The sequence below is a fragment of the Pseudomonas sp. FG29 genome (genome assembly GCF_057809355.1).
This window is the reverse complement of the sequence record NZ_JBMDJU010000013.1, coordinates 38,275-50,938: the sequence shown is the minus strand read 5'-3', so window position 1 is coordinate 50,938 and position 12,664 is coordinate 38,275. Positions and strand designations below refer to the sequence as shown.

The window sequence follows — 12,664 nt, the reverse complement described above, 5'->3', positions numbered from 1 at the left end:
AGCGACACATGCCCAGCTTCAACCCGCAGGCGGTGACGGATACCACCCAGCAGTACCTGACCTTCACCCTCGGCGAAGAAGCCTTCGCCGTCGGTACCCGCAACGTCCGCGAAATCATCGAATACGGCCGCCTCACACCGGTGCCACTGATGCCGCCGAGCATCCTTGGTGTGATCAACCTGCGCGGTGGCGTGGTGCCGATCATGGATCTGCGCCAGCGCTTCGGCCAGGGCGCCACCCAGGTCAGCCGGCGCTCGTGCATCGTCATTCTGGAAGTGCAGCGCGATGGTATCGATCAGGTCATCGGCATCGTCGTCGAGGCGGTGAATGCCGTGCTGGAAATCTCCCCGCAGGACATCGAGCCACCGCCCAGCTTCGGCAGCCACATTCCCACCGACTTTCTCATCGGCATGGGCAAGCTCGATACCGGCCTGGTCGTGCTGATCGACATCGGCCGTGTGCTGTCACTCGACGAGCTGCACCGGCTCGCCGGTGCCGGGCTGGCCGAGTCGGCCTGAACCGCGGAGGCGACGATGACTAGCCACCGGAACGCTCGCCGATACCCGACGTTTCACAGCCTGCTCGATGAAATCCATGCACTGATTCTCGACAACGGCAGTACCGCCGCTGCCCGCCAACCAAGGAGCAACATGCCATGAATCTGAACATTCGCCTTGCAGCGCTGGGCGCGACCGCCACCCTCGCCTGTCTTGTCCTGGCATCGGATCTGGCAGCCCATGCGGCCATGCCCATTGCCATCGTAGCCGTGATCGCCGTTGTCGCGCAGTGCCTGCTGTTGAACCACCGCCTGCAGCAGCAATTGGGCAACGAGCCCTCAGCTCTGCTCAACTTCGCGAAGCAGCTCGCACGCGGTGAAAGCAGTACATCGCCGGTTCCTGCCGTATCAGGCTCGCTTCAGGAACAACTGCAGCAGATCGGTGAGCAGCTTGGCGGACTCAGCCAGGATCTGGTGCATGTCAGCGACGAGCACGCCCGTGGCGACATCGACGCCACCCTCGGTACCCAGCGGCCGGGCCTCTTCGGCCAGATGGCCCAGGGCATCAACGCGCTGGTGGCCAGCCATATCGAGGTGAAGAAAAAGGCCATGGCCTGCGTACGCTCCATCGCCGAAGGCGACCTCAAGGCGCCGCTGGAACAACTGCCTGGCAAGAAAGCCTTCATCAACGACAACATCGAGACCCTGCGCCGCAACATCACCGGCCTGATGGATGAGATGCGCCACATGTCCGAACAGCACGACAAAGGCGATATCGATGTGGTCATCGACGCCTCGCGCTTTTCCGGCAGCTACGCCGAGATTGCCCGCGGTATCAATGCGATGGTCGCCGGCCATATCAACGTCAAGAAAAAAGCCATCGCCTGCGTGCAGGAACTGGGCGCCGGCAACCTCGACGCTCACCTGGAGACGTTCCCCGGCAAAAAGGTATTCATCAACGAGACCATCGAGCAACTGCGCGCCAACATGATCGCGCTGATCGAAGACACCAGCCTGCTCAGTGATTCGGCCATGCAAGGCAAGCTCGACGTGCGCGCCGACGCCAACCGTCACAAAGGCTACTACCGCAGCATCGTCAACGGCTTCAACGGTACGCTGGAAGCCATCATCAACCCGCTCAACGAAGCCATGGCGGTGATCAAGGCGCTGGCCGAGGGTGATCTGACCCGCACCATGAACGGCCAGTACAAAGGGCATCTGGACGAACTGCAGCAATCGCTCAACGCGACGGTCGGCAAACTGGCCGAGATCATCGGCCAGGTTCACCAGTCCACCAGCTCGCTCAGCAGCGCCGCGGAGGAAATTTCCGCCACCGCGCAAAGCCTCAGCCATTCGGCCTCCAGCCAGGCGGCCTCGGTGGAGGAAACCAGTGCAGCGATGGAGCAGATGTCGGCCTCCATCGCGCAGAACACGGAAAACGCCAAGGTCACCGACGGCATGGCCAGCAAGGCCGCACGCGAGGCCGCCGAGGGTGGCCAGGCGGTCAAGGAAACCGTGCGTGCGATGAAAACCATCGCCGACAAGATCGGCATCGTCGACGACATCGCCTACCAGACCAACCTGCTGGCGCTCAACGCGGCCATCGAAGCCGCCCGTGCCGGCGAGCACGGCAAGGGTTTTGCCGTGGTCGCCGCCGAGGTGCGCAAGCTGGCCGAGCGCAGCCAGGTCGCCGCACAGGAAATCAGCGCGGTGGCCAAGAGCAGCGTGTCGCTGGCCGAACGCGCCGGTGCTCTGCTCGACGAGATGGTGCCGTCGATCACCAAGACCTCCGATCTGGTGCAGGAAATCTCCGCCGCCTCGGAAGAACAAAGCACGGGAGTCCACCAAATCAGCGCGGCAATGAGCCAGCTCAGCGATATCACCCAGCAGAATGCCGCTGCCTCCGAAGAACTGGCGGCTACCTCCGAGGAGATGACCAACCAATCGGTCAATCTGCAGAACCTGATGCAGTTCTTCCGCCTGGGCAGCCGCAGCAATACGAACGTTCTCTCACGCCCTTTGCCGGCGACCGTGGCACCCGCACATGGCACCTCGGCTCATAACGATGAACATGGCAGCGGCTTCGCACGCTTCGTGAGCTGAGCATGACGGCTCCATCGCCTGACGTCCTGCGCCAGCTCACCGGCGCAGGATCCCTCGAATCGCCCCGAGCCCAGGAGCACAACCAGCCATGACTACCACCAGCCTGAGCAACCGCGAATTCCAGCAGTTTCGCGACATGATCTACGAGATCGCCGGCATCGCCATGAGCGACGCCAAGCGTCAGTTGATCGCCGGGCGACTGAGCAAGCGCCTGCGCCACTACGAGCTGAACAGTTACGGCGAGTATTTCCAGTTGCTGCTCAAGGACAAGGCCGAGCAGCAGACAGCCGTCGACCTGCTGACGACCAACGAGACCTACTTCTTCCGCGAACCCAAGCACTTCGATTTTCTGCGCGAGCGCCTGCAGGACGATCTGCGCAATGGCAGCCAGCCGCTGCGCATCTGGAGTGCGGCCTGCTCCAGCGGTGAGGAGCCGTATACCCTGGCCCTGCTGCTGGCCGAGCAGCTCAAGGCACGCCAATGGGAGATCCTCGCCTCGGACATCAGCACGCGCATTCTCGACCAGGCCCGCAGCGGCATCTATCCCATCGAGGAAGCCAGTCAGATCCCGCGTGAGGTGCTGCACCGTCACTGCCTGCAGGGCACCGGCCAGCATGCTGGCATGTTCACCCTGGAGCCGGCACTCAAGCGGCGCATCAGCTTCCGCCAGATCAACCTCAACAATGCCTTGCCCGAGGTGGGCGTGTTCGACGTGATCTTCCTGCGCAACGTGATGATCTACTTCGACCAGCCGACCAAGCGTCAGGTGGTGCAGCGTCTGAGTGCACGCCTGCGCCCTGGCGGCTATTTCTTCATCAGCCATTCGGAAAGCCTCAACGGCATCAGCGACGATCTGCAACCACTGCGCCCCTCGATCTACCGGAAGCCCCATGCATAAGCCCAACGGCGTCATCGAGATATTCCTGCAACCAGGAGAGCTCTACTTCGGCGATCGCCATACACGCATCCGCACACTGCTGGGCTCGTGCGTATCGCTGGTGCTGTGGCACCCGCATGAACTCATCGGCGGCATGTGCCATTACATGTTGCCCAGCCGCCGCTATCGCGGCCAACAGCTCGACGGCCGTTACGCGGACGAGGCGCTGCACCTGTTGCTCAAGGAAATTCAGGCCAGCGGCACCCAGGCCGCGGACTACCACATCAGCCTGCTGGGCGGTGGCAACATGTTCGGCGCATTGACCCAGCAGAATATCGGCGAGGCCAATGTGGCCGCTGGCCTCCAACTGCTCGCCGCCCACGGTTTGCAATGCCACGCGCGACATGCCGGTGGCGACGGCTACCGCAACCTGATTTTCGATATCTGGAGCGGGCACATCACCCTGCGCTGCCCCTCTCAACAGCAGATCGCTGCACGCCGCTACGAGGCGCAACCATCATGAAGAACATCAAGGTGATGATCGTCGACGACTCCGCTGTCGTCCGTCAGGTGTTGGCTGGAAGTCTGGCCGAACATTCGGGCATCGAGGTGATCGGCACCGCGGCCGATCCCCTGTTCGCCCTGGACAAGATGCAGCGCGAATGGCCGGACGTGATCGTCCTGGACGTGGAGATGCCGCGCATGGACGGCATTTCCTTCCTGAAGAAGCTGATGGCCGAGCGCCCGACTCCGGTGGTGATCTGCTCGACCCTGACGGAAAAAGGCGCCGCCACCACCATGGAAGCCATGGCCGCCGGCGCCGTGGCCATCGTCACCAAGCCGCAGGTGGGCCTGCGTCAGTTTCTGCTGGAGGCCACCGAAGAGCTGGCCAACGCCATTCGCGCGGCTTCCCAGGCGCGCCTCAAGCGCCTGGCGCCGCCACCTGTGGCCGCCGCCCCCAAACTCAATGCCGACGTCATCCTGCCGGCCAGCACCGCCAGCGCCATGACCCGCACCACCGAGCGCATCGTCGCCATCGGCACCTCCACCGGCGGCACCCAGGCGCTGGAGTACGTGCTCACCGCCCTGCCACGCGTGTGCCCGGGCATCGTCATCGTCCAGCACATGCCGGAGCGTTTCACCGCTGCCTTTGCCGAACGCCTCAATGCTCTGTGCCAGATCGAAGTGCGCGAAGCCAAGCACGGCGACCGGGTCATCCCCGGCCGCGCGCTGATCGCGCCCGGTGGCCGCCATATGCTGCTCAAACGCAGCGGCGCGCAGTACATGGTCGAAGTGGTCGACGGCCCGCCCGTCAGCCGCCATAAACCCTCGGTGGACGTGCTCTTTCGCTCCACCGCGCGCGCTGCTGGCGCCAACGCCACCGGCATCATCATGACCGGCATGGGCGACGACGGCGCCCGTGGCCTGCGCGAGATGCGCGAAGCCGGTGCCTTCACCCTCGGCCAGGACGAAGCCAGTTGCGTGGTCTACGGCATGCCCAAGGAAGCCAAGAAAATCGATGCGGTCAGCCGCGAGATTCCGCTGGAGCAGATCGCCAATTACATCCTCAGGACGGAAAAACATTGAACAGGCAGGCCATCGGCCAGGGAGTGTCGCTCAACAGGGACACCTTTACGCACCCTTCGGTCATGCCACATTGCCTGACCGGTGAAATATCCGGAGTCCAACACGATGAACTTCTTCAACGCCGCTCTGAAACAAGAACTGGCCCGCTGCAAGGAAGAGCTGGCCCAAGCCTTGGCATTGCGCGAATCCCTCAATCGCTCACAGGCCATCATCGAGTTCCTACCCGACGGAACGATCCTCGGAGCGAATGACAACTTCCTGCAGACGATGGGTTACCGCCTGGACGAAATCGTCGGCCAGCACCACCGCATGTTCTGCCAACAGCAGGAGGCACAGAGCGCCGAGTACCGGCAGTTCTGGGCCCGCCTGGCGCGAGGAGAATTCATCCGTGAGCGTTTCCTGCGTCTCGACAAACAGGGGCAGGACGTCTGGCTGGAAGCGACCTACAACCCCGTACACGATGCCACGGGTGCAGTCACCAAGGTCATCAAGCTGGCAACCAACATCACGCCAAGCGTGACTCACGAGCACGAGGACGATGCGATCATCACGGCTCTCAACCGCTCGATGGCGGTCATCGAGTTCAACCCTGGCGGCGAGGTGGTAGCCGCCAACGACAATTTCCTCAGCGTCATGGGCTACCGACGGCAGGATGTGATCGGCCGTCATCACCGCCTGTTCTGTGCCCCGGAGGAAACGTCCAGCCCGAACTACCAGCATTTCTGGCAAAGGCTCAACCGTGGCGAATACTGCAGCGGTCGTTTCCAGCGACGCAACCGGGATGGCAAGGTGATTTGGCTCGAGGCCAGCTACAACCCCGTGTTCGACACGCGCGGCCGGCTCTACAAGATCGTCAAGTTCGCATCCGACATCACCGCCGAGATAATGGAGCAACAAGCCGAATCCGAAGCGACTCATCTGGCCTATGAAAGCGCACTGCAAACCGACGCTGAAGCACAAGGCGGTGCCGAGGTGGTCAGCCGTACGGTGGATATGGTGCAAGGCATCGCTGGCGGGCTGACTCATGCCGCCGAGCGCTTGAGTGCTGTCAGTCAGCAATCGGAGATGATCAACAGCATCGTCCAGTCCATTCGCGGCATCGCCGAGCAAACCAACCTGCTGGCGCTCAACGCCGCCATCGAGGCTGCTCGCGCTGGCGAGCAGGGTCGAGGTTTTGCAGTGGTCGCGGATGAGGTACGTAACCTGGCTTCCCGCACGGCCCAGGCCACTGAGGAAATCATCGAGGTCGTGAGGCGCAACCACGAGCTGGCCCAGGAAGCTGTCTCCAGCATGCAACAAAGCTGCGACAAGGTAGATCAGGGAGTTTTGCTGGCGCACGAGGCAGGCCGGGCCATCCAGAGCATTCAGGGCGGCGCGCAACGAATGGTGGAAACCATCCAACGTCTGACCCACAAGCTCAATCACGGCCTCTGACTCGGCGCCGCAGTACAACCTGGCCAGCCCTTCCCGGCTAGCAGCCTTTCCCCTCCAGCCCCGCCGGGCGTAGAATCAGCCGATTCCTCGCCTGGCATCCCCGGCGGGCCCGTGAGCCCAGGCCGCACGAGTGGTGATCCCGTCTCGTCATGCAGCCCTCCCCACGCGGCGATCAGCCGCCAGACGCCGCTCACTGCACACACAACCGAATTAGCCGCAGGAAACCGTCATGCCCGATTACCGCTCGAAAACCTCCACCCACGGCCGCAACATGGCCGGCGCCCGCGCCCTGTGGCGCGCCACAGGGATGAAGGACGAAGACTTCAAGAAACCGATCATCGCCATCGCCAACTCCTTCACCCAGTTCGTGCCCGGCCACGTGCACCTGAAGGATCTGGGTCAACTGGTCGCCCGCGAGATCGAGAAGCACGGCGGCGTGGCCAAGGAATTCAACACCATCGCCGTCGATGACGGCATCGCCATGGGCCACGACGGCATGCTCTATTCGCTGCCCTCCCGCGAGATCATCGCCGACTCCGTGGAGTACATGGTCAACGCCCACTGCGCCGACGCCATCGTCTGCATCAGCAACTGCGACAAGATCACCCCCGGCATGCTGATGGCCGCCCTGCGCCTGAATATCCCGGTGGTATTCGTCTCCGGCGGCCCAATGGAAGCCGGCAAGACCAAGCTGGCCAGCCACGGTCTGGATCTGGTCGACGCCATGGTGGTCGCCGCTGACGACTCCTGCTCCGACGAGAAGGTCGCCGAGTACGAGCGCAGCGCCTGCCCGACCTGCGGTTCCTGCTCCGGCATGTTCACTGCCAACTCCATGAACTGCCTGACCGAAGCCCTGGGCCTGTCGCTGCCGGGCAATGGTTCCACCCTGGCCACCCACAGCGACCGCGAGCAACTGTTCCTGCGCGCCGGCCGCCTGGCCGTCGAGCTGTGCCAGCGCTACTACGGCGAAGGCGATGACTCGGTACTGCCGCGCAACGTTGCCAACTTCAAGGCGTTCGAGAACGCCATGACCCTGGACATCGCCATGGGCGGTTCCACCAACACCATCCTGCACCTGCTGGCCGCCGCTCAGGAAGCCGAGATTCCGTTCGACCTGCGCGACATCGATCGCCTGTCGCGCAAGGTGCCGCAGCTGTGCAAGGTGGCGCCGAACATCCAGAAGTACCACATGGAAGATGTGCACCGCGCAGGCGGCATCTTCAGCATCCTCGGTGAGCTGGCCCGTGGCGGCCTGCTGCACACCGACGTGCCGACCGTGCACAGCCCGAGCATGGCCGATGCCATCGCCCAGTGGGACATCACCCAGACCCAGGACGAAGCGGTTCACCACTTCTTCAAGGCCGGCCCGGCCGGCATTCCGACGCAGACCGCGTTCAGCCAGAGCACCCGCTGGGACAGCCTGGATGACGACCGCGAGAACGGCTGCATCCGCTCGGTCGAGCACGCCTACTCGCAAGAAGGCGGCCTGGCCGTGCTCTACGGCAACATCGCCCTGGACGGCTGCGTGGTGAAAACCGCCGGTGTCGACGAGTCGATCCACGTCTTCGAAGGCAACGCGAAGATCTTCGAAAGCCAGGACAGCGCCGTCAAAGGCATCCTCGCCGACGAAGTGAAACCGGGCGACATCGTCATCATCCGCTACGAAGGCCCGAAAGGCGGCCCGGGCATGCAGGAAATGCTCTACCCGACCAGCTACCTGAAATCCAAGGGTCTGGGCAAACAGTGCGCCCTGCTCACCGACGGCCGCTTCTCCGGCGGCACCAGCGGCCTGTCCATCGGCCACGCCTCGCCGGAAGCTGCCGCTGGCGGCGCCATCGGCCTGGTGCAGGACGGCGACAAAGTGCTGATCGACATTCCCAACCGCAGCATCAACCTGCTGGTGTCCGATGACGAACTGGCCGCCCGCCGCGCCGAACAGGACAAGAAAGGCTGGAAGCCGGTCGCCCCGCGTGCACGCAAGGTGTCCACCGCGCTGAAAGCCTACGCCCTGCTGGCCACCAGCGCCGACAAGGGTGCGGTACGCAACAAGGCGATGCTCGAAGGCTGATTGCTCCGTGCCGCTGTAATGAAAAGCCCGGCCATGCTTGCCGGGCTTTTTCTTGCCCACAGACTTTACCGGCAGCAAGCTGGCACCTGACTCATCACGGGAGGCACTCATGCGCATCGGCCTGATCGCCGACACCCACAACCTGCTACGCCCCGAGGCGCTGGCAGCGTTGCAGGGCGTCGATCATCTGATCCATGCCGGTGATATCGGCGGGCCGCATATCCTGGCCGAACTGCAGCGCATCGCGCCGCTGTCGGTGGTGCGTGGCAACAACGACCAGGACGCCTGGGCCGACGCCATCCCCGAGCGGCTGAGGCTGACGTTTGGCGGCGTCACGCTGCATGTGCTGCACGATCTCAAGCAACTGGATTTCGACCCGGCTGAGCAGGGCATCGACGTGGTGATCGCCGGCCACTCGCACAAGCCGCTGCACGAAGAGCGCGACGGCGTGCTCTACCTCAACCCTGGCAGCGCCGGGCCACGGCGCTTCAAGCTGCCCATCGGCGTGGGCCTCCTGCATATAGAGGATGGCCGGGCACGGGCCGAGCTGATCACGCTGCAGGTCTGAACCCCGTAGGGTGGACGACGCTTCACCCGTCCACCGCTCTGCCCTCCATGGTGGACAAAAACGGCGTTGTCCACCCTACACACTCTACTTTGTAGTCCGTAGCCCGGATGCAATCCGGGGAACCCAGCAGACTACTCACGGCCCAATACCCAACCACCAGCCTTGAAAAACGTCATCGCCGCGTCCATCTAGGCAGGTACTGCTTTTTCACGCCTGATGGAGGCCCCATGACCCTCGACGAACTGAACACCCTGCCCGGCGTGACCGCCAAGCCCGACGTCGCCACCGCCGACTTCGTCTACAACCACACCATGATCCGTGTGAAGGATCTGACCAAATCGCTGGATTTCTACACCCGCGTGCTGGGCTTCACCCTGCTGGAGAAGAAGGACTTCCCCGACGCCGAGTTCAGCCTGTACTTCCTTGCGCTGATCGCTGACAAGTCGCAGATCCCCACCGACCCGGCAGCCCGTCACCAATGGCGCAAGTCGATCCCCGGCGTGCTGGAGCTGACCTACAACTACGGCACCGAGAAGGATCCGGAGTTTTCCTACCACAGCGGCAACAGCGACCCGCGCGGTTTCGGCCACCTGTGCGTGGCGGTGCCGGACATCAAGGCAGCCTGCCAGCGCTTCGAAGACCTCGGCGTAGCCTTCCAGAAGCGCCTGACCGACGGGCGCATGCGCGACATCGCCTTCATCAAGGATCCGGATGGCTACTGGGTGGAAATCATCCAGTTCACTGCAGTCGACTGATCCGCAGGGCAAACCTCTGTCGCGGCTAAAGCCCCTCCCACATGCCCACTGAACCGTGGGAGGGGTTTTAGCCGCGACGCCCTGTGGTGCAACTCGGGTAGAATCGCCGCTTTTTTCGCGGTCGACTGCCATGCACACCCCACCTGCCCCCGAATCCCGCAACGAGCTGCTCTTTGGCTTGGACGACAAACCGCGCCCACTGGCCGCCCTGCTCGCCGCCCTGCAGCACCTGCTCGCCATCATCGTGCCCATCGTCACCCCCGGTCTGCTGATCTGCCAGGCCATCGGCGTGTCGGCGCGCGACACCAACATCATCGTATCGATGAGCCTGGTCATCTCCGGCATCGCCACCTTTCTGCAATGCAAGCGCTTCGGCCCGCTCGGCGCCGGCCTGCTGATCGTGCAGGGCACCAGTTTCAACTTCGTCGGCCCGCTGATTGCTGGCGGCGTGCTGCTGGTCAACCAGGGCATGGCGGTGGAAGCGGTGATGGCGGCGATCTTCGGCGTGGTCATCGCCGGCTCGTTCATCGAGATGGGCGTGTCGCGCATCCTGCCCTTCGTCAAACGCCTGATCAGCCCGCTGGTCACTGGCATCGTGGTGCTGATGATCGGCCTGACCCTGATCAAGGTCGGCCTGATCAGCATGGGTGGCGGCTACGCAGCGATGGGCAATGGCACCTTCGCCAATGGCGAGAACCTGCTGCTGTCGGGCGTGGTGCTGGGCGCGATCATCGTGCTCAACCGCCTGCCGCTGGTGTGGCTGCGCAGCTGCGCGATCATCATCGCCCTGGCCATCGGCTATGCCCTGGCCGCTTACCTGGGTCGCCTGGACTTCTCCGGCATGCATGAAGCCGAGCTGTTCCAGGTGCCGATGCCGCTGCACTTCGGCCTCGGTTTCTCCTGGAGCCTGTTCATCCCGATGGTGGTGATCTACCTGGTGACCTCGCTGGAAGCCATCGGCGACATCACCGCCACCAGCAAGCTGTCGCGTCAGCCGGTGGAAGGCCCGCTGTGGATGCAGCGGATCAAGGGCGGCGTGCTGGTCAACGGCGCCAACTCGCTGCTGGCCGGCGTGTTCAACACCTTCCCCAGCTCGGTGTTCGCGCAGAACAACGGCATCATCCAGCTGACCGGTATCGCCAGCCGCCACGTCGGCCTGTGGATCGCCGCGCTGCTGGTGCTGCTCGGCCTGTTCCCGGTGGTGGCCGGCGTGCTGCAGGCGGTGCCGGAGCCGGTACTCGGCGGCGCGGCGCTGGTGATGTTTGGTGCAGTGGCTGCGGCGGGCATCAACATACTCGCTGGCGTCCAACTGGATCGACGCGCGCTGCTGATCATCTCGGTATCGCTGGCCCTTGGCCTGGGCTTCTCGCAGGTGCCGGAATTCCTCGCCCACCTGCCGGCCGGGCTGCGCAGCGTGCTGGAATCCGGCGTTGCCACCGGAGGCATCTGCGCCCTGCTGATGAACTGGTTCCTGCCGGAAACGCAGAAAGAAGGCTGAGATTCAGCTCACGCCCACGTAACGGTCGGCGCGGTGGTTGATGGCCAACACCAGGTTCAGCACCAGCGCGCCGAGCACCGACAGCAGCACCTTATCCGGCGATACCACGAAGATGGCCGCCAGGACGATGCTCGCGTCGATCCCCATCTGCACCATGCCGGCACGCAGGCCGAAGCGCTCCTGCAGGAACAGCGCAAGAATGTTCACCCCGCCCAGGCTGGCGCGGTGGCGAAACAGCATGAGCAAGCCCAGGCCCATCGCCGCGCCGCCGAACAGCGCGGCGTAGAGGCTGCTCAAGTGAGAGAAGCTGACCCAGTGCGGCGTCGCCTCGGCCAGCAGCGACACCAGCAGCACCGCGCAGCCGGTACGCAGGGTGAAGCCCCAGCCCAGGCGCCAGATACCCAGCAGGTAGAACGGCAGATTGACCAGGCAGAACACCAGGCCGAACGGCCAACCGGCCAGGTAGTTGGCGAGGAAGGCAACCCCCACGGTGCCGCCGGTGATCAACCCCGCATGCGCGTAGAAGGCGATGCCCAGTGCCACCAGGGCGGTGCCGAACAGCAAGGCCAGCGCGTCCTCCCACAACGGGTGACGGACGAAGATGGCGGCCACCGCGCTGCGTGGCACCTCATCGGTCGGTTGATCAGTCATCGCAGAAGCTGCATCCAGGTGCATAGGGCGTGGTATGGCGCTGCGCTAGTCCCGCAGCGCCGACGGAGTCACCATTATACGCCGCGGCGTTCCCACACCTCGAAGGCGTAGAAGGGGATGTCCGCGCTGGCCGGATGCTCGACACTGGACGCCAGGCGCCAATCGGCGTCGTCGACCTCGGGGAAGAAGGCATCACCTTCCGGCTCCAGGCCGACGCGGGTCAGATACAAGCGCTGAGCCAGTGCCAGCCCCTGGGTGTAGAGCTGCGCACCGCCAATCAGCATCAGCTCGTCGGCATCCTCCTGGCGCGCCCATTCGTCAGCCCGCGCGATGGCGGCTTCCAGCGTGGCGAAGACCTCGGCGCCTTCGAGCATCAACCCAGGCTGGCGGCTGACGACGATGTTGAGCCGGCCCGGCAACGGGCGGCCGAGCGAATCCCAGGTCTTGCGACCCATGATGATCGGCTTGCCCAGGGTCATCGCCTTGAAGTGCTTGAGATCCGCCGGCAGGTGCCAGGGCAGTTGGTTGTCGCGGCCGATCACACGGTTGTGCGCGAGGGCGGCGATCAGGGAAAGGGGGCGTGTCGTATTCATGGCGGCGAGCATAGCAGAGTGACAAGCGTCGTCG

At 64.0% G+C, this 12,664-nt stretch carries 11 protein-coding genes and 2 pseudogenes; 11 read left to right on the top strand and 2 right to left on the bottom strand.

The features are described from left to right. Positions 1 to 8: 8 nt before the first annotated feature. The 11 genes and pseudogenes from ACODS1_RS14760 to ACODS1_RS14710 all read left to right on the top strand — a co-directional run bounded on the left by ACODS1_RS14760 (position 9) and on the right by ACODS1_RS14710 (position 11,386). Entirely contained in the window at positions 9 to 518 is a 510-nt protein-coding gene (locus ACODS1_RS14760) for a chemotaxis protein CheW (protein WP_489086245.1), read from the top strand. Between the two features lie 392 nt (positions 519 to 910). After that, positions 911 to 2,599: pseudogene (locus ACODS1_RS14755) on the top strand (methyl-accepting chemotaxis protein); the annotation flags it as partial. Positions 2,600 to 2,687: 88 nt separating this feature from the next. Beyond that, positions 2,688 to 3,497 (top strand): CheR family methyltransferase, encoded by an 810-nt coding sequence (locus ACODS1_RS14750; protein ID WP_489086244.1) that lies wholly within the window; start codon positions 2,688 to 2,690, stop codon positions 3,495 to 3,497. Beyond that, positions 3,490 to 3,999, top strand: coding sequence for a chemotaxis protein CheD (locus ACODS1_RS14745; protein ID WP_322978909.1), 510 nt, complete (start codon positions 3,490 to 3,492; stop codon positions 3,997 to 3,999). Before ACODS1_RS14750 ends, ACODS1_RS14745 begins: the two co-directional genes overlap by 8 nt. Further along, a complete protein-coding gene (locus ACODS1_RS14740; protein ID WP_322978910.1) occupies positions 3,996 to 5,063 on the top strand; it encodes a protein-glutamate methylesterase/protein-glutamine glutaminase in 1,068 nt (355 codons plus the stop codon). Before ACODS1_RS14745 ends, ACODS1_RS14740 begins: the two co-directional genes overlap by 4 nt. 105 nt (positions 5,064 to 5,168) lie before the next feature. Next, positions 5,169 to 5,951: pseudogene (locus ACODS1_RS14735) on the top strand (PAS domain-containing protein); the annotation flags it as partial. Beyond that, positions 5,949 to 6,497: a methyl-accepting chemotaxis protein gene (locus ACODS1_RS14730; protein WP_489086300.1), complete on the top strand. Its 549-nt coding sequence runs from the start codon at positions 5,949 to 5,951 to the stop codon at positions 6,495 to 6,497. The pseudogene ACODS1_RS14735 and the gene ACODS1_RS14730, both read left to right, overlap by 3 nt. Positions 6,498 to 6,726: 229 nt before the next feature. Further along, positions 6,727 to 8,565: a dihydroxy-acid dehydratase gene (ilvD, locus tag ACODS1_RS14725; RefSeq protein ID WP_489086243.1), complete on the top strand. Its 1,839-nt coding sequence runs from the start codon at positions 6,727 to 6,729 to the stop codon at positions 8,563 to 8,565. 109 nt (positions 8,566 to 8,674) lie between these two features. After that, positions 8,675 to 9,133, top strand: a complete 459-nt coding sequence (locus ACODS1_RS14720; RefSeq protein WP_489086242.1) for a metallophosphoesterase family protein — start codon at positions 8,675 to 8,677, stop codon at positions 9,131 to 9,133. Positions 9,134 to 9,360: 227 nt separating this feature from the next. After that, on the top strand, positions 9,361 to 9,888 hold the full coding sequence (gloA, locus tag ACODS1_RS14715) for a lactoylglutathione lyase (RefSeq protein WP_489086241.1): 528 nt from the start codon (positions 9,361 to 9,363) through the stop codon (positions 9,886 to 9,888). A 130-nt stretch (positions 9,889 to 10,018) separates the two neighbouring features. Further along, positions 10,019 to 11,386: a nucleobase:cation symporter-2 family protein gene (locus ACODS1_RS14710; protein WP_489086240.1), complete on the top strand. Its 1,368-nt coding sequence runs from the start codon at positions 10,019 to 10,021 to the stop codon at positions 11,384 to 11,386. Positions 11,387 to 11,389: 3 nt separating this feature from the next. Here ACODS1_RS14710 and ACODS1_RS14705 read toward each other — a convergent pair whose 3' ends face one another. Further along, positions 11,390 to 12,037 carry a YitT family protein gene (locus tag ACODS1_RS14705; RefSeq protein ID WP_489086239.1) on the bottom strand — a complete coding sequence of 216 codons (648 nt, stop codon included), beginning with the start codon at positions 12,035 to 12,037 and terminating at the stop codon, positions 11,390 to 11,392. A gap of 74 nt (positions 12,038 to 12,111) precedes the next feature. Next, positions 12,112 to 12,642 (bottom strand): dihydrofolate reductase, encoded by a 531-nt coding sequence (locus ACODS1_RS14700; RefSeq protein ID WP_489086238.1) that lies wholly within the window; start codon positions 12,640 to 12,642, stop codon positions 12,112 to 12,114. Positions 12,643 to 12,664 lie beyond the last annotated feature (22 nt).